Annotated in this window: 14 protein-coding genes; 12 read left to right on the forward strand and 2 right to left on the reverse strand. The window is 63.6% G+C overall.

What is annotated here, in order from left to right:
- Positions 1–60: 60 nt before the first annotated feature.
- On the reverse strand, positions 61–390 hold the full coding sequence (locus CHB97_RS16120; RefSeq protein WP_089289006.1) for a hypothetical protein: 330 nt from the start codon (positions 388–390) through the stop codon (positions 61–63).
- Positions 391–568: 178 nt separating this feature from the next.
- Between CHB97_RS16120 and CHB97_RS16125 the strand changes: the two genes are divergently transcribed.
- From CHB97_RS16125 to CHB97_RS16175, 11 genes are all read left to right on the forward strand, one after another.
- A complete protein-coding gene (locus CHB97_RS16125) occupies positions 569–1,165 on the forward strand; it encodes a hypothetical protein (RefSeq protein WP_143270959.1) in 597 nt (198 codons plus the stop codon).
- Between the two features lie 96 nt (positions 1,166–1,261).
- The gene (locus CHB97_RS16130) at positions 1,262–1,453 is read left to right on the forward strand and encodes a hypothetical protein (protein WP_089289008.1); all 192 of its coding nucleotides are present in this window, start codon (positions 1,262–1,264) and stop codon (positions 1,451–1,453) included.
- 149 nt (positions 1,454–1,602) lie between these two features.
- Positions 1,603–5,160: a response regulator gene (locus CHB97_RS16135; RefSeq protein ID WP_089289009.1), complete on the forward strand. Its 3,558-nt coding sequence runs from the start codon at positions 1,603–1,605 to the stop codon at positions 5,158–5,160.
- Positions 5,157–5,549 carry a response regulator gene (locus CHB97_RS16140; protein WP_200819978.1) on the forward strand — a complete coding sequence of 131 codons (393 nt, stop codon included), beginning with the start codon at positions 5,157–5,159 and terminating at the stop codon, positions 5,547–5,549. The genes CHB97_RS16135 and CHB97_RS16140 overlap by 4 nt, the downstream gene beginning before the upstream one ends.
- A 165-nt stretch (positions 5,550–5,714) precedes the next feature.
- On the forward strand, positions 5,715–6,161 hold the full coding sequence (locus CHB97_RS16145; protein WP_089289010.1) for a response regulator: 447 nt from the start codon (positions 5,715–5,717) through the stop codon (positions 6,159–6,161).
- A gap of 124 nt (positions 6,162–6,285) precedes the next feature.
- Positions 6,286–8,550: a helicase-related protein gene (locus tag CHB97_RS27050; protein WP_089289011.1), complete on the forward strand. Its 2,265-nt coding sequence runs from the start codon at positions 6,286–6,288 to the stop codon at positions 8,548–8,550.
- Between the two features lie 112 nt (positions 8,551–8,662).
- The gene (locus CHB97_RS16155) at positions 8,663–9,166 is read left to right on the forward strand and encodes an arsenate reductase ArsC (protein WP_089289012.1); all 504 of its coding nucleotides are present in this window, start codon (positions 8,663–8,665) and stop codon (positions 9,164–9,166) included.
- Between the two features lie 196 nt (positions 9,167–9,362).
- On the forward strand, positions 9,363–9,932 hold the full coding sequence (gene greB, locus CHB97_RS16160; protein WP_089289013.1) for a transcription elongation factor GreB: 570 nt from the start codon (positions 9,363–9,365) through the stop codon (positions 9,930–9,932).
- A gap of 180 nt (positions 9,933–10,112) precedes the next feature.
- Positions 10,113–13,064, forward strand: a complete 2,952-nt coding sequence (locus tag CHB97_RS16165) for a hybrid sensor histidine kinase/response regulator (protein WP_160105924.1) — start codon at positions 10,113–10,115, stop codon at positions 13,062–13,064.
- Positions 13,065–13,208: 144 nt separating this feature from the next.
- Positions 13,209–13,661: an Rrf2 family transcriptional regulator gene (locus CHB97_RS16170; protein WP_089289015.1), complete on the forward strand. Its 453-nt coding sequence runs from the start codon at positions 13,209–13,211 to the stop codon at positions 13,659–13,661.
- Positions 13,662–13,835: 174 nt separating this feature from the next.
- Positions 13,836–14,483 carry a hypothetical protein gene (locus CHB97_RS16175; protein ID WP_089289016.1) on the forward strand — a complete coding sequence of 216 codons (648 nt, stop codon included), beginning with the start codon at positions 13,836–13,838 and terminating at the stop codon, positions 14,481–14,483.
- A 63-nt stretch (positions 14,484–14,546) separates the two neighbouring features.
- Here the strand turns inward: CHB97_RS16175 and CHB97_RS16180 are convergent, their stop codons facing one another.
- Complete coding sequence (locus CHB97_RS16180; RefSeq protein ID WP_089289017.1) at positions 14,547–16,793, reverse strand: TonB-dependent receptor; 2,247 nt, start codon at positions 16,791–16,793, stop codon at positions 14,547–14,549.
- Positions 16,794–17,128: 335 nt separating this feature from the next.
- On the opposite strand from CHB97_RS16180, the gene adhP reads away from it, so the two are divergent.
- On the forward strand, positions 17,129–18,151 hold the full coding sequence (adhP, locus tag CHB97_RS16185) for an alcohol dehydrogenase AdhP (RefSeq protein WP_200819983.1): 1,023 nt from the start codon (positions 17,129–17,131) through the stop codon (positions 18,149–18,151).
- Positions 18,152–18,343: the final 192 nt, after the last annotated feature.

Genomic DNA, 18,343 nt, shown 5'->3' on the forward strand with positions numbered 1-18,343 from the left:
CCCGATTGGGGGCCCTTCCGAGAACAGTCCACATCCTGCGGGTGCGAACAGCGCCCGTTATCAGCGCCGCGTGCTGGTCGCCGTGCTGGTGCTGGTCGACGTGCTGGTCGGGGTCGTGGTCGGCGGAGTCGGCGTGGTACCGCCGCCATTGTCCGGCGCATCATCATTCCCGCCGGAGGCAGCGGCAGCCACCACACCAGCGACAGCAACAGCACCGACAACGGCCACGGTGGTCAGCGACCCAACGGCAACGCCGCTAGCACCGGCGCCCGCAGCGCTGCCTGCGCCAGTCGAAGCGGTGGCGGTAGAGCTTGCCTGCTGAGCGTTGGCAACGGCCGGCATCAGCCCAAGTGCGATAGCAGCAGCCGCGACCAGAAGATCCTTTTTCATTTGGACTAATTCCCCAGAGGTTGGACCGATGTGCCTTATACCACTTCTTTTCCGCGTTGCGAGAGGTCTTCTGCCTCTAAAGGCTTAAAAATCCCGCGGGGCGGATGGCTGTGGCATCGCTGCCGCATCGCAGCATGAACGTAGATGGGTCTCGAATCGCTGGGCATAGCTTTTGGCGATGCTGAAAGCCAAGACCAGTGGGTACAAGCGGAAGAATTTCCATTGCGCAGCCGCTACCGATTCGGGTTATGTCTTTTCGGTGGGGAGAAAAGACACCGTGAAAGGCCTGCCAGCACCTCATGCGCGCATGGAGCATCAGTTGAACCAGCTGCGTGACGATCTTGCGCAACTGGAGAAACGCTGCTCGGCCTTATTACCCCCAGCAAATGTTACCGGTGCCCTGCGTCAGTTCAAGGAACTGACGCCTCTGTTTGAGACGGTGGATTCGTTTGTGGCGGTCGCCAACTCTCAGGCGCAGCGGCTGGAGCTGGAAAAGGTCCAGCCGGTGATCGACCAGTTGACCCGGCTGCAAACTTCCCTTTGGCAGCTGCGTTTGACGGTGACGGCCCCAATTCTGGAGCGCATGGCCCAGGATATCAGGCAGATGCCGCTCGGCAGCCGTTTCGTGCTGGAACGCTGGCAAAACAGGCTGAGTGATCTGCGTCAGCAGGCAACCGTGCAGCAGCCGGGCTTCCCTTTGCCGTTGCTGACGCATATTGAAGGACTGACATCGGGCCTGATCGCGAACACGCCCGATCTGACCGCCTTTGATTGACCGTGCGCGAAACCACGCATGGCGCTGGTGAATCGCGTCGCCTTCTGTATTATCGCTGTCCCGAACCCATCTGCCACGCAGGGATCAAAAAAGCGGATGAACAAGATTCTCGAGATCCTGAAGCCCTATGGTCGCCCAACACCCAAGGAAGAGGCCGTGTTGGATGCCGTACTTGAACGGGTGGGGCGCAAGCTGCTGACGCCAGAAGACGCCATTGACGAGATCATTGAGCGGCTGGACTGGCCGCTGGAACGTGCTGCGGCCGAAGTGGACGGGTATCTGGAATAACCAGCATCATTGCTGAACTTCATCTGAAAACCTACACTTCTGGATAGGATGGTCGCAGGAGTATGGCGACCGCAGTATGAATCGTTCATCGTCGTACTCGTACCGACGGTGGCACACGCCACCGTCTGCGAACCATACGTTGAAGGTCAATGCGGCTTCGCTACCTTATCCCCCTCCTGATCTTGGCGCTGGCCCTGGGCTTTCTCGCCATGGCCGTGGTGGATATTTTCCAGAGCTGGCGCGAGAAGCGGAGCGCTGAGGACTTCATGCGCTCCGATGCAGCCCGGGGAACCTTGCTGCTGGCCTCGGCAGATTGGGCTTTGGAACGGGGCCTGGGCTATTTGCTGCTGTTCAATGAAGCGCCCGTGCCACCGGAAAAGCGCGCAGAACTTGCCGCTATCGCCGCCAGGGCCGACGGATACTGGCGACAGGCCGTGGCGGCCTTGGAGGAACCCGGCGGTGCCGCGCCGATTTCCCCGCATACGCTGTTGGAGATGAAGCAGACAATCGTCATCGCTGAGGATATGCGAGCAAGGGTGGCGGAGGCCCTTCGCCAGCCCCGGGCACAGCGCCCAGCCGATTTGCATGAACGCTGGTTTGCCGCCATGACCGGGGTTATCGATCAGAGCGGGGTGCTGCGATTTCAGGCCCTTGTCGCAATTCCGATTGATGATATGCGTATCGCTTCCCAGTCATGGTTGAAGCAATATTCCTGGATCGCCGCGGAATATGCCGGGCGCGAACGGGCCTTGATCGCAGGAGCGATTGCCGGCGGCCCACCCTTGGCATCCGTGCAACCGTCGCTGATCGATGCCAATGCCCGCCATACCTGGGCCTGGAATGGTATCGAGAACATGGCACGCGCCGGCATCGGCGATGTCGAGGGGCTGGTGGCGGAGGCACGCCGGGTGATGACCACCGATGTCGCGCCGGCCCGCCATGATGCCATGCAATGGCTGAACAGCCCTGATTTCCAACCTGCTATGACAAAGGCGGAGGCATGGTTCGCGGCCGCGACCCGCGGCATTGACAGTCTGCTGGCGATTCAGCGCGCTGCCAGCATTGCTTCCGCCAACCGCGCGACTGATCTGGCCCGCATAGCGGCGCGCGACCTGCTGGCCAGCATCCTGCTGCTGCTGTTTGGCATGGGCCTGACGATGTTGGCCTTGTTGCTGGCCCATTATCGTCTGCTGCGGCCATTGGCCGAACTTACTGACCTGTTCGAGAAAATAGCCCGTGGCCGCACCGATCTGACCGTGCCCGACACGCGTCGCCATGATGAGGTGGGGGAACTGGCACGCGCCGCCGCCGCCTTCCGGGAGACCCATCTGGATGGGCGGCGCATGGCCGATGAACTGCGCCGGCGGGAGCATCTGCTGGGCCTGTTCATCAGTCACACCCCCACCGCCATCGCCATGCTGGACCATGACATGCGCTATCTGGCCGTCAGCCGGCGTTGGTTGTCGGAATATGGTCTGGAGGGTCGCAATGTCATCGGCCTATCCTATTATGACCTGTTCCCGGAAACCGACGAACGCTGGCGCGCCATCCACCGCGCTTGCCTGGGGGGTAAGACCGCCGCTTCCCAGGAGGACAGGCTGGTCGGTGGCGATGGCACCGTCAACTGGCTGCGCTGGGAAATCCACCCGTGGCACGACATTGATGGCCGGGTCGGCGGGATCATCATTTTCACCGAATTCATCACCGAACGCAAAGAAGCGGAAAGCGAAATCCGCCATCTGGCCACCCATCTTCAGGTGATGCTGGACAGCGCCGATGCCGCCTTCATCTCCACCGATGTCGATGGCACGATCCAGATTTTCAACCGGGGCGCCGAACGGATGCTGGGCTATGAGGCCCATGAGCTGATCGGCCGGCAGACGCCAGTGCTGTTCCATGATCCGGCGGAACTGGCGGGTGTGCTGAACCGGCTGCGGCAGGAAGGCATTGCCATCAACAGCCCCTTTGAGGCACTGGTTCATGATGCCCGCCAGGGCCGCCCCAGCCAGCGCGAATGGACCATGGTGGACAGGGATGGCAACCGCTTCCCGGCCTTGCTGTCCGTCAATGCGCTGCGCTCCGCCGATGGTCAGATTCAGGGCTTCCTGGGCATCGCCAACAATATTTCGCAATTGCGCGAAGCAGACCGGCTGAAGGCGGAATTCATCTCCACCGTCAGCCATGAACTGCGCACCCCGCTGACGGCCATCCGCGCCTCCCTGGGCATGGTCAATAGCGGCCTGTTCGGCGACCTGCCGGAAGAGGCGCGGCAATTGACCGACATTGCCCAGCAGAGCACGGAGCGCTTGATCCGCCTGATCAATGATCTGCTGGATATCGAGAAAATTGCCTCTGGCAAGATGCGCTTTGAGATGAAGCCGCATCAACTGCGCACTCTGCTGCGCCAGACCGTGCAGGATAATGAAGCCCTGGCCGGCCGCGCCGGGGTGACATTGCAACTGGAGGAAGGGTTGTCGGAGGCCACCGTGCAGGGTGACGCCGACCGGCTGGTGCAGACCTTCACCAACCTGGTCAGCAATGCGGTGAAATTCTCCCCCGCCGGCAGCAGCGTGCGGATCAGCGTCACCGGCCTGCGGCCCAACTGGGTGCGGGTCAGCATCATCGACCAGGGCTGCGGCATCCCGGAGGAGTTCCGCCCCCGCATCTTCCAGCGTTTCGCCCAGGCCGACAGTTCCGACAGCCGGGCCAAGGGCGGTACCGGCTTAGGCCTGGCCATCACCCGCGAGATCGTCGAACGCCATGGCGGGCAAGTTTCTTTTGAAACCACGGTCGGCAATGGCACACGCTTCCATGTCGATCTGCCGGTGCTGGACGATCTGCCGGTCACCGCCCTGCTGGCGGATGATGAGGCAGAAGCGGGGGCGGCGATGCCCGCCGCCCAGGTTCTGGTCTGTGAAGATGACCCCGATATAGCCCGCCTGCTGGGCTTGATGCTCTCTCAGGCGGGGTTTGAAGCCGTGCTGGCCACGGATGGGGAAGAGGCGCTGCGCCTGCTGCGGGAACGGCGATTCGATGCCATGACGCTGGACCTGCTGTTGCCCGACGTTTCCGGACTGACCTTGTTCGATAAAATCAGGGCCTTGCCCGCCGGCCGTGATCTGCCGATCATCATTGTCTCCGCCATCGCCGATCAGGGGCGCGAAACCCTGAACGGCGAGGCGGTGGGCATTATCGACTGGCTGGCCAAGCCGATTGATCCGGATCGGCTGATCCGCGCCATTGGTCGCGCCATCGCCCGCCCCGGCAACCAGAAGCCCCTGTTGCTGCATGTCGAGGATGATGCGGATATGCGGCTGGTGGTGCAGCGTGTGCTGTCACGGCTGGCTGACATCGTTCCCGCCGCTTCCATGGCGGAGGCCCGGAAGGCGGCAGCGGCACAGCATTTCGATCTGGCCATCATCGATATCGACATGCCGGACGGATCGGGGCTGGATGTCATTCCCCTGCTGCGCGACCGGGCCGGGGGCCCGGTGCCGGTGGTGGTCTTCACTGGGGCCGACATTGATCTGGTCGCCCTGCGCCAGGTGGCGGCGACCCTGGTGAAATCACGCGCACGCAGTGACGATCTGGTCGAAACCATCCAAGGGCTGATACAAAGGCTGCGCCAAACCGGACAGGGGCCGGCCGGCGCATCCCAGCGTGCCATCCCCCCCGAACCGTCTCATCATCTGGAGCCTTCATCATGATCCCGGACCTCAGCCGTATTCTCTATGTCGAGGATGAGGAGATGCTGCGCACGGTCACCAACCTGGCGCTGACCCGGATCGGCAAATTCACGGTGGAACTCTGTGACAGCGGTACGCGGGCGGTGGCCACTGCCAAAACATTCAAGCCCGACCTGATCCTGCTGGATGTGATGATGCCGGGCATGGACGGGCCGGCCACGCTGCGCGCCCTGCAGGGCGACCCGGAGACGGCCGCCATCCCGGTGATCTTCATCACCGCCAAGGTACAGCCGCGTGAAGTTGAAGCCTTTTTGGCTCTGGGCGTCATTGATGTGGTGCCAAAACCATTCGAGCCGATGACCCTGGCGCGGGACATCCGCGCCATCTGGGACCGGCATCACGGTGGTTGATCCGACCCGCCTATGTCTTCCGCCCATGCCCGACAGCGTGGGTGCCTAGGCAGACCGTCCGATCACACCAGACCTTTTGCGGGCGGGACTTTTCCCGCCCGTTGCCGTTCAATCCCAGGCGTCAGCAATAACCGGCCGGCCATCGAACCCTGGGGGGAATAAGGCATGAATGTCCTGATCGTGGAAGACGAACCCTTGATCGCCGCCAGCGTCGAGGATGCCCTGAGCGGGGCCGGCATCAATACGCGGTCGGCAGCCAATGCTGCCGAGGCCCTGGCCCTGGCTGAACGCACCCGCTTCGATCTGGCTTTGCTGGATGTGCGGCTGGGCTATGGCGAGAGCGGGTTGATGCTGGCGGAAATGCTGTTGGAAAGCCATGCCGTCCCCACCTTGCTGCTGACCGGGCTCAGCGAGTTGCCAGACCATGTCGGCAGCTTCGTGCTGGGCGTATTGCACAAGCCCTTCAGCGGTGCGGATGTGGTGGCCGCCGTTCACGCCGTGCGCCGGGTCGTCGCCGGACAGGCGGTGGAACAGCAGCCGCTCAATCTCACCTTTTATGGTGGACGCCGTCGTGATCAGCAGGATGTACCAGCCTTTATGGCGCTGGCGTAACTGTCCGCCGCCCGACCAGGGGAGGCCGGGGGCGTGAGTGCCATGTTCACGAACCCTCTGGGAATAGGCGGCGGCTTATCGCATATTGTGCGCCTGCTAAATCGTTCTCTTTGCCCGGTGCCCAATGGAAGTGTCGTCCCCGGAACAGTCTGTTCTGGACCCGGATCTGGTTTTCTCTGTCGCCCGCCATCACCCTGAAATCACCACCGCTGGCCGGCTGGGGCTGGACCGGGTGGAGCAGGCGCTGGCCTATGGCATGGTGCCGCTGGGCCTGCCGCTGCCAGAGGGCAAGCGCGATCTGGTGGTGCTGGAGGACCGGCGCGAGGCGGTGGCGCTGGAGATTGAGGGCCAGGTGGCCCGGCTGATCCGCCGGCGGGAATTGCTGGAACAGGGCCGCCGCGCGCTGGACGGCGCCCCAGTCGCTCTCGTTGCGGCGGAGGCGAAGACGCGGGTGCGCGCCCGCACAGCCGATGAGCTGAACTTCCCCGACCTGCCCGGCCCGATCAAGCTGGAGGTCAGCCGCAGCCTGGATATTGACGAGCTGACCGGGCTGGAAGATGCGGAACTGCGCGAGCGGCTGGTCAATGACCCGCAGCTGGCCCAGGCGCTGGAACAGGCGCTGACCGACGTGGCCCAGCGCCTGTGGCAGCTGCGGGAGCTGGTGGGCGAGGCGGACGACAGCTGGACGTTTGAAAATCTGGGCGAACGTCTCTATCGCATCTGCCGCACCAACCATCAGCCCAACGATATTCTGCGCCGTTGGGAAGAGGTGGCGGATACCTGGCTGCGGGAACGCGCCGTGGCGCGCGGTCGCAATTTTGTGAACAGCGAGTTCGACTTCGCCAAGTTCGAACGGCTGTTCCCGCGCGCCCGCACCATGGGGCGCAAGCTGGTGCTGGTGATCGGCCCCACCAATTCCGGCAAGACTCACCGGGCCATGACGGCCTTGAAGCAAGCCGAAACCGGATTCTATCTGGCCCCGCTGCGCCTGCTGGCGCTGGAGGTGATGGACCGGCTGAACCGCGATGGCACCCCCACCACCCTGCTGACGGGGGAAGAGGAAATCCGTGTGCCAGATGCCCGGCACACGGCATCCACCATCGAAATGCTGGACCCGGAAATCCCCGTCGATGTGGCGGTGATCGACGAAATCCAGATGCTGGCCGACAAGGATCGCGGCTGGGCCTGGACGGCGGCCCTGATGGGGGTGGCGGCGCGCACCGTTTATCTGCTGGGCGCGCCGGAGGTGCTGCCGCTGATCAAGCGGATGGCGCACCATCTGAATGAGCCGTTGGAAGTGGTGTCGCTGGAGCGCAAATCGCCCCTGCACATGATCGAACAACGGCTGGAATATGAGGATGTGCGCAAGGGCGACGCGCTGATCGCCTTTTCCCGGCGTAACGTGCATCTGGTGCGCGACATGGTGCAGGCCAAGGGCCTGACCGCCGCCGTGATCTATGGCGCGCTGGCGCCAGAGGTGCGTCGGCGCGAAGCGGAGCGCTTCACCAGCGGCGAGGCGCAGGTGGTGGTGGCAACCGACGCCATCGGCATGGGCCTGAACCTGCCCATCCGCCGGGTGCTGTTCACCACCCTGGAAAAATATGACGGGGTAGAGCAGCGGGAGCTGCTGCCGACGGAATTGAAACAGATTGCCGGCCGTGCCGGTCGTTATGGCCATCACGAGGCGGGCGAGTTCGGCATTGTCGGCAAGGGCACGGCAGTCCGCCTGCAGGCGTTATGGAACCGGCCGGACAATGCCTTCGGGCCGAAAACCATGCTGACCGTGCGGCCGACCCGCGCCATGGTGGCGCGGCTGGCCGGCCGCATCGGCACCCATAACATGCAGCTGCTGGTGGATTGCTTTGCCGCCGCCAAGACGGCGGGCAGCCCCTACCGCGTCTCCGACCTGTCCTCCCTGCGCCGGCTGGCGCAGGAGCTGGATGAGCGGGATATCGGCTTTGAAGAAAAGCTGTCCCTGCTGTTCATGCCCTGCGATCTGGAAAAGGAAGTGGATGCCCGCTTCTTCCACCAAATGCTGCGCGCCGTGGAAAGCGGGGAGCCGGTGCCGCTGGGGCTGGTGGTGCCGCCGCGCATGGACCGGCTGGATGATTATGCGCTGGAGGAGCTGTCGCGCTCCTGCGACCTGTATTATTGGGCCAGCCGCAAATTTGCCCGCCTGTTCCCGGACCGGAAAGCCGTGGAGGAACGTCGGGGCCAGGTGGCCGGGCGGCTGTCGGAACTGCTGGCCAGCACAGCGCGGCGACGCCAGGGCAAGCCGCATGGTGGCCCGCGTCCTGGCGGGCCCGGCCCCAGTGGGGGACCGGGCGGCAAACCCGCACCGGGCTTCCGGGGAGCGCCGCGCAAACGCTATGGCCCCAAACGGGGGTAAGTTTAATGGATTTTTAACGGTAACCGGCGTGTCCGTCACCAAACCGTCATCGGCCTGTCACCACTCATCGCCATGATCGCGCCACCACGGAAACGGGCCTGGTGGAGCGATCATGACGGATAAGCGGTTCAAGGTGCTGTTCATCTGCCGCAAGAACGCGGCACGCAGCCTGATGGCAGAGGCGCTGTTGCGCCGCTGGGGCATGGGCCGGTTCGAGGTCTATTCCGCCGGGCCGGAACCGCTGGACCAGCCCAACCCACAGGCGATGGAGCTGCTGCGCAAGGTCGGGATCGATACCGACGCGCTGCGCCCGAAAAGCTGGGATCTCTATGCGGGTGCCGACGCCCCCGAAATGGATTTCATCTTCTTTGCCTGCGAAGATACCGCCAAGCTGCACCCGCCGCACTGGCCCGGCCAGCCGATGGTGGCACAGTGGAACTTCCCCGATCCGCTGAGCCTGCAGGGGTCGGAGATTGAGCGTCATGCGCTGTTGAATCTGGTGTTCGGCATGATCGAGCGCCGGGTGAAAATCTTCTGCGCCCTGCCCGATCACCGGCTGGCCAAACTGACGGCCGCCGACATGTCGGACATTGCCACGGGCGAACACGCGGCCTGACACCCTGTTGCCTTTATCAGAACCGATCGCTCTGCCATCTTGGCCCCGTCCCACTGCCGCGCTAGAGCCACCTGCGTTTAGTCGAACGCAGGTGGCTCTAGCTGAGTCTGCCTGCGAGCGGATTCACGCCAAAAGGTGATTTCACCTTTTGGCGATCCGCTCTAAACAGGGGCGGCAGTGATGGGAAGGGCCGGTGATGAGCAAAGCCTGGGTGAATGAAAATGCGCGCGACGCGGCGGCCGATGATGACGGCGCCGATGATCCCCGCCCCTTGCCGCCCGGCACCAAGAACCATATCACACCGGCCGGTTTCGACCGGATGCAGCGGGAGCTGCAGCAATTGCTGCGGGTCGAAAGGCCCAAGGTGGTAGAAATCGTACATTGGGCGGCCGGCAATGGCGACCGGTCGGAAAATGGCGATTATATCTACGGCAAGAAGCGCCTGCGGGAGATTGACCGCCGGATGCGCTTCCTGTCCAAGCGGCTGGAAATCGCCAATGTGGTCGATCCGGCCCAGCAGAAGCAGAAGGACCGGGTGTTCTTCGGCGCCACCGTCACCTATGTCCGCGAGGATGACAGCGAAAATACCGTCACCATCGTCGGGGTGGATGAAACCGACATGGGGCCCGGCTTGATCAGCTGGGTCTCCCCCATCGCCCGCGCGCTGCTGAAGGCGCAGGTCGGCGATCTGGTGGCTGTGCGCACGCCTGCCGGGCTGGAGGAGATTGAAGTATTGTCCATCCATTATCCCACGGCCAGTACCTGATACTCAGCTGGCTTGGCTTCACGCGGCACAAGCGGCGCCCGCCATAACAAGTTGCGGACGTGGCGGGTAACGATGCTCTCCCCTGCACCTTGGAAGGGAAATATGCTATCCAGGGTGCTGTGATGCAGGGGTGGCCCGATGACAAGGCTGAGAACAGCCGGCCGCCCCCTTGAAAGGGGGATGATGCAGGGCGCTTCGGGTAAATCGCTGCTGGCCTTGTTCGCGGCGCTGGCCCTTTTATGGGGCGCGATCATCGGCTTCCTGCATCTGGAGCGCGGCACCCTGCTGCGGGCGGCGGAGCGGGATGTCACCAACCTGTCGCTGGCCTTTGAAGAACAATCCTTCTGGCTGCTCTCGACCGTGGATCAGCTGCTGCGCGCCGTGAAGGCCGATCTGGAAGCGGATGCCCAGCATTTCGATCTGGCGCGGGTGATCCGGCGGCAGAATTCGCCGGCCGGGGCCAGTGTGGAGGTCTCGGTCATTGACGCGGCCGGGTATCTGCTGGCCTCCACCCGGGGGCTGGGACCGGATGCGCGCATCACCAATTATCTGGACCGGGCCCATGTGCTGGCCCATCTGGACCGGGACAGCGGCGGCATTTTCATTGGCCCCCCCATAATCGGCCGGCTGTCCGGTCGCCATTCCGTGCCGGTTTCGCTGCGCATCAACCGGCCTGACGGCAGTTTCGGCGGCGTGGCGGTGGCCGCCATTAATCCCGCCGATCTGGCCAATTATTACCGCCGGCTGGATCTGGGCAAAAGCGGCGTTGTCTCCATCGTCGGGATGGATGGCATGGTGCGCGCCCGTTCCGGGGAGGAGGATGGCGATAAGACGGGCAAGGCCGTGGGACAGCAAAGCATGTTGTCCACCCCGCTGATGTCCCGCTTCCGCCAGGCGCCATCCGGCACCTTCACCACGGTCAGCGCCATTGACGGGGTGGAGCGCATCGTCGCCTACCGGGCCATCCATGATTATCCGCTGATCGCCACTGTCGGCCTGTCGCTGGCGGAGGTGCTGGCCCCCTGGCACACGCTGCTGGTCTGGACCGTGGCCGCCGGCATTCTGGCCAGCCTGGCCTTTTATGGCTTTTTTCACATGCTGCTGGTGGAAGAAAAACGCCGCCAGCGCCAAGCCCGCAATACGGAAGAGGCCAACCGCCTGCTGCGGCTGGCCGAACAGGTGGCCATGGTGGGCCATTGGCAGATCGAACTGGCCAGCGGTCGCGTCATCTGGTCGGACGAGGTCTATCGCATTCATGGGCTGGACCAGAACAGCTTCCAACCCTCTCTGGAAGCAGCGCGAGCACTGCTTGAGCCGGAAGATCACGACCTGCTGTCCGCCCTGGTGCGGGAGGCGATTGATGGCGCGGGCAATTTTGAAACAAGGATGCGCATCCGCCGCCCGGACGGAACACAGCGCCATGTGGTGTTGCGCGGCATCGTAGTACGTGACGAAGCTGGCGAGGCCCAGTCCCTGTTCGGCGCCATGAGTGATGTGACCGAGCGCACCCGCCAGGAAGAGGCCTTGCGGCAGGCCCGGCGGGAAGCGGAGGAGGCGGCGAAGGCCAAGGCCGACTTCCTGGCCACGGTCAGCCACGAGCTGCGCACGCCGCTGAATGCCGTCATCGGCTTTGCCGACCTGCTGTTGACCGCCAATCCGCCGGAAGCGGAGCGCCGGCACTATATCCGCCTGCAGGCGGAAGCCGGGCGCACCTTGCTGGCCGTCATCAATGACGTGCTGGATTTTTCCAAGATCGATGCCGGCCGGCTGGAACTGGAGGAGATGGCGTCGGAGACGGTGGGGCTGCTGCAAACCTGCGTCGATCTGGTGCGCCCGATGGCGGAGGAAAAGGGGCTGCGGGTCATTCTGGATATCGCGCCCGACCTGCCGCCCTGGCTGATGCTGGACCCGACGCGGGTGCGCCAGATCGTGCTGAACCTGCTGAACAATGCGGTGAAATTCACCCAGGCCGGCCATGTCGGGCTGCGGGCACGGGTGGAGATGGTGGAGGGAAAGCCCTTCCTGCGGCTGGCGGTGGAGGATACCGGGATCGGCATTCCCCCCGCCCGCCAGGGCAAGCTGTTCGAGCCATTTCATCAGGCCGATGCCTCCACCGCGCGCCGCTATGGCGGCACCGGCCTGGGGCTGGCCATCTGCAAGCGGCTGGTCAGCCTGATGGAAGGAAGAATCGGCGTCAGTTCCGATGCAGGGCGGGGCAGCACCTTCTGGGTGGAGGTACCGTTACGGCCGACAGAGGCGCCCAACCACGCCCCAGCATTGCCCACCCCCGGCGCCACCGGGGCCGGGGCGGTGCCGGCCCGGCCGCTGCGAATCCTGGTGGCGGAAGATTTGCCGGTCAACCAGCTGCTGATCCGCGCCATCCTGGAACGCGCCGGCCATCAGGTGGAGATGGTGGCCGATGGGGCAGCGGCGGTGGAGGCGGTGCAGCACCATAATGTCGATCTGGTGCTGATGGATGTGCAGATGCCCGGCATGGATGGGCTGGAAGCAACCCGCGCCATCCGCGCCCTGCCCAGCATGGCCGGGCGCATCCCCATTGTGGCGCTGACCGCCAATGCCCTGCCGGCGGAGGTGGAACGCTGCCGCCGGGCCGGCATGAATGACCATCTGGCCAAGCCGATTGAGGCCGAACATCTGGTCGCCGCCCTGGTACGCTGGTCGCAGCGCATCGGCCCGGCGCAGGCCCTCCCGCCGGCGGAAACCGCACCAGCCGCGACGCCGGCACCCGCACCGACCCCAGTGGAAGAGCAGGTGCCGGTGCTGCAGGAGGAAATGCTGAACCAGCTGGAAACCCTGATGGGTGCCGCCACGCTGCACAGCATGTTGTCAGAGGTGGACAATACGCTGCGCCAGCGGCTTTCCGTCCTGCAGGCGGATGACACCCCGCGCGACACGGTGCGCACCAACGCCCATGCGATGATCTCGCTCGCCGGCAATTTCGGCCTGATGGAAATGTCGACCCGCGCCCGCCAGCTTGAGCATCTGTGCGAGGATGAAGCCGCCGGTCCAGCAGAGCTGACGGCCGGCATCCAGGCGCTGGCCCAGGCGGCCGCACGCGCACAAGCCGCCCTGGCCGAACGTCTGCCCCAACTGGCCGCCGCCGAAGGATGACGCCGTGGGGAAGCGTGGCAGCGACGCATGGCGGCAACGCAACGCTATCCAGAAAAACCAGCCCCTTAACGCTGCTCACCCTTGATATTCGACGGCATAAGCCCCAAGAAAGATGCCGTACCGTCCTGGAGAAGCCGTTCCATAATGTTGACCCAGCGGGCGAAATACGCCCTTCGTGCCTGTATCCATCTCGCCGATCATTATGGGGATGCCACCACCGTGCAGATCGCGGAGATCGCGGCGGCGGAGAATATCCCTGGCAAGTTCCTGGAGGCGATCCTGCTGGACCTGCGCAAGGCCGGGCTGCTGCACAGCCAGCGCGGCCGCAATGGCGGCTATCGCCTGGCCCGGGCGCCGGAGAATCTGTCGGTCGGTGACATCATCCGCGTCATTGACGGCACGCTGGCCCCCATCCGTTGCGCCAGCCGGCTGAAGTTTGAGCCGTGTGCCGATTGCGATGATGCGGCCACCTGCGTCATCCGCTGGGCCATGCTGAAGGCACGCGACGCCATGGCCACGGTGCTGGACCGCTGCACCCTGGCAGAGGCCTCGCGCCGCCGCGCCTCAACCTCCCAACCGCTTGATTTCGTGATCTGATACCATGAGCCATGGATCATGGCTCATGGTATTCGTATGCTCCCTCAGGCGCCGGGCGCCCGCATCCGCGGGCTTGGCTCACGCCGCACGAGCGGCGCAGCGGCAGTCGCCGCCGTATCAACGGTCATGAACTTATGACCGTTGATCTAACACCGGCCAACAAGGGTGGAAGGGATGGATAAGAAGCCGGTCGCCAAGGTTCCCTCCCATCTGGAGGCACCGCGCACCAACCTGCTGATGCGCTCGGGCCGCTGGGTCAATCTCTATGATCCGTCCCCGGCCGATATCATGCTGGAGGATTGGGTGACCGGCGCCTCCCGCGTGGCCCGCTGGGGTGGGCAGACGCGGGGCGATGTCGCCTATAATGTGCTGCAGCATTCGGTGCTGCTGGAACAGGTGCTGCTGACCGTGCTGGCGCCCGATGCCTCCCCGACCCTGCGGCTGGCCGCCTTGATGCATGATCTGCATGAAGGCGGTGGGCTGGGGGATGTGGTCACCCCCTATGGCAAGCTGTTCGCCACGGCCGGGTTGAAAGAGGTGAAGGCCCGGCTGGACCGCGCCCTGTTCCTGGCCACCGGCCTGCCCTGGCCCCTGCCCGCCCCCATGCTGGACCTGATCAAGAAGGCCGACAAGGTGACAGCGATTTCCGAAGCGGTGCAGCTGATGGGCTGGCCGGAAAAGCTTGCCCGGCGCGATATTGGCGGCAATTACCGGGGTAAGCTTTGGCAGGAACCGATCGAGGTCATGGATGAAGCGGCGGCGCGCGCCGCCTGGTGGGCCCGCTATCACGCCGTCACCGCCCTGATGGGACCGGTTGGCTGACGCCCCCTGCATTGGCTGGAACACCCTTGTTCCAACCAATGCAGAGAGAACCAGGAAGCGGTTTTAGAAACGCGAGGTGATTTCGATGCCGTAGAACGGCGCCTCCGTCACAAAGCCGGTCAGGTTGTTGAAGTCGATTGCCCCTTCCAGCTCCTTGGCATTGGTGATGTTGCGGCCGAATACGGCCACGCCGAACCGCTCATCATCCGACTGATAGCCGATCTTCAGGCCGCCTTCGAGCTTGGGATCGCTCTGGAATTCCAGCGACTGGTACAGGAAGAAATTCACCTTGGAGCGATAGTTCCAGTCGGTGAAGATATAGAATTCCCCCGATTCCACCGGAATGCCATAGCGCGCGGTGGCGGTCAGCATCCATTTCGGCGCGTTGGGGAACGGGTTGCCATCGATATTGGCCAGACCGCCGACTACCTTGTCTGTCACCGTACAGCCACCGCCGCACGGGGCGATGCGCAGGTTGGGGTCGTCAATTTCCGTGTGGTTATAGCTGCCACCGGCCGTGAGCTTGAGATTGTCGGTGGGCAGCAGTTCGGCCTCCACCTCCAGCCCATAGCCCTTGCCGGCCGCGGCATTGACCAGCGTGTTATTGTTGCTGGCCCCGCCGACGGCGGTGAACTGCTGATCTTCGATATCGGTGTAATAGGCGGTGACGTTCAGGCGGGCGCGGCGGTCCCACAGGTCGGACTTCACGCCCGCCTCATAGGACATCAGGGTCTCCGCCTTGGCGACGGACAGGGCGTCGCGGTTGATATTATTGCCGAAATAGAACAGCGGCCGGCTCTGGATCGACGGCGCGCGGTAGCCATTGGCCACACGGGTAAAGAGATTGACGTCCGGCGTGGCCTTATAGGTCAGGCTGACATCCCAGGTGATCTGATCGTCCGACAGGTTGGTGCCGCCCTTGGTGAAGGCACCGGAAATGCCCTTGGCATAGCGGATGACGCTGAAATCCTTGTCTTCATCATTATAGCGCACGCCGCCGGTCAGGGTCAGCTGCTCGGTCAGATCGTAATTGGCCTGGCCGAACACGGCCCAGGTCTTTGTATCCTGGTCAGTGTCGGTGGAAAAGGCGATGCCGCGCGGCTCCGTCGGGTCGCCATAGGAATAGCCGATGGCTGACAGCTTTTCCTTGAAATAGAACAGGCCGGTCTGCCAGCGGAAGCGGCTTTCGCCGGTGCTGGAAAGGCGCACTTCCTGTGTCCATTGCGAATGGCCGTTCAGCTCATCCGCTGTTTCGCTGTCGAACGGGATGAAGCCGGGGCCGACACCGGCCACGCCGCCATCAATATCGCCGCGCGTATAGACATGCACCGTTTCATAGCCGGTGATGGAGGTCAGCAACATGCTGTCCAGATCATATTCCAGCTTCAGGCTGCCGCCCTTGCTGGTGACATCCAGGGCGTTCTGGCCGTTATGGAAGACCTTGTTGCGGGAGAAACCCGGCACAAGATCATTACTGCCCTTGACGATGGCATTGGCATGGTTGACGCGTGCCGTGCCGTTCAGATCCCGCACATGGCCATTCAGCAGCGCTGTCAGCGGCCCGCCATTATCGAACAGCAATTGCAGGCGGGCCGCCGTTTCCTCATGCCCGCCCAATGCGTCCTTCTCGCCGGTATAGGTATTGTCGATATAATCGTCCTTGCGGTCGTGATAGAGCGACAGGCGGCCGGACAGCACGCCATCGATCAAGGCACCGCCCATCGCCCCTTCGGCGGTGATGGTATTCTTGCTGCCATAGGAGGCAGTGAAATAGCCGCCCGTCTCCTGCTTGGGTTTCACGGAGACGAAGCTGATGGTGCCGGCCGGCGTGTTGCGGCCGAACAGGGTGCCCTGTGGCCCGCGCAGCACCTCCACCCGTTCCATGTCGAAGACGGGGAAGCCGCGCAGCAGCGGGTTTTCCTGCACCACCTCATCATAGATGATGCCGACCGGCTGGGTGGAGGTCAGGTCGAAATCGCTGTTGCCCAGGCCACGGATATAGAAGCGCGGGAAGGTGCGGGCAAAGGTGCTTTCGGCATAAAGGCTGGGCACCTGGCCGGATAAGGCCAGCAGATCGACGCCACCGGACATCACCGCTTCCAGCTTGTCACCCGTGACGGTGCCGACGGAGACCGGCACCTGCTGCTGGTTTTCCGCCCGCTTGGTGGCAGTGACGATGATTTCATCCAGCACCATCGTGCCGGAATCCCCCGCCGATTGTGCCAGGGCCGGCATGGCCGATGCCATCAAGGCCAGCATACTGGCAGCGCCCGCCAGTACATGCCGCATGGTCCGATTGCTTGCACCCATTCTGTCCCGCTCCTGTCGGTAATTCGATCCCAAGGCCCTGGCGGTACGCTCCCCAAAAGGGTTGGCCCATCTGGTGGGGCCATTCCTGATTGCGCAGGGAGGATGTGAGCGGCCGGGATGGCTGGCAAGTGACGGGAGAGGACAATCGTAACAATATCTCGCTATGATGCAGCAGGAACACAGGGCCGGCCGATCACCGTCCCCGCCCGGCACCAAGCCCTATGCTGCTTTAGTATCAGAGTTCCCGGTTCTTGCGTTGGATCAAGGCACCCCTGACACCGGCGTCCTATGGTTCGCCTGCCTGTTTGCGAAACGGAAAGGACAGAGCCACCATGTTGCCGCAGAAGATGAAGGCCGCCGTCGTCCATGCCTATGGCAAGCCCCTGTCGCTGGAAGAGGTGGCGGTGCCCCGGCCCGGCCGGGGGCAGATTCTGGTGAAGATCGCCGCTTCCGGCGTCTGCCACACCGACCTGCACGCCGCGGATGGCGACTGGCCGGTGAAGCCGCCCCTGCCCTTCATCCCCGGCCATGAGGGCGTGGGCACCGTGGTTGCCATCGGCGATGGCGTCACCCAGGTGCGTGAGGGCGACCGGGTGGGCGTGCCCTGGCTTTATACCGCCTGCGGCCATTGTGAGCATTGCATGACCGGTTGGGAAACCCTGTGCGAATCGCAGCAGAATACCGGTTATTCCGTCAATGGCGGCTACGCTGAATATGTGCTGGCCGATCCCAACTATGTCGGCCATCTGCCCAAAGATGTTTCCTTCACCGATATTGCCCCCATCCTGTGTGCCGGTGTCACCGTCTACAAAGGACTGAAGGAAACAGAGGCCCGACCCGGTCAGTGGGTGGCCATCACCGGGATTGGCGGGCTGGGCCATGTGGCCGTGCAATATGCCAAGGCCATGGGCCTGCATGTTGCCGCCATTGATGTGGCCGACAGCAAGCTGGCCCTGGCCCGCAGCCTGGGTGCCGACCTGACCATCAACGCCACCCAGGTCAATCCGGTAGAAGAAATCCGCCGCACCATCGGCGGCGCCCATGGTGTGCTGGTCACGGCGGTCAGCCAATCCGCCTTCGGTCAGGCCATCGGCATGGCGCGGCGCCACGGCACCGTCGCCCTGGTGGGCCTGCCGCCGGGCAATTTCCCCGTCCCGATCTTCGACGTGGTGTTGAACCGCATCACCATCCGCGGTTCCATCGTCGGCACCCGTGCTGATCTGGCTGAGGCCCTGATGTTTGCCGGTGAAGGCAAGGTGAAGGCCACCGTCTCGGTGGAAGCCATGGATGATATCAATGGCGTGCTGGGCCGCCTGCGCGACGGCCATATTGATGGCCGCGTGGTGGTGACGCCGTAAATGAAAAACGGGAGGTGACTTGGTTGCCTCACGTTTTCTGTTGGGAAGGAGCTGCGGGGAGCAGACGCGCACCCGCAGCTCCTTCCCCATAACCTAGTACTACAGTTGCGGTTATTGATTTATCGTGATTCCCTGTGCCTTCGGGATATGGAGGTTGAGGCATGGGAGTATCGGATTGGTCTGGGACGTTGT

It is taken from the genome of Azospirillum sp. RU38E, from assembly GCF_900188385.1.
Classification (GTDB): Bacteria; Pseudomonadota; Alphaproteobacteria; order Azospirillales; family Azospirillaceae; genus Niveispirillum.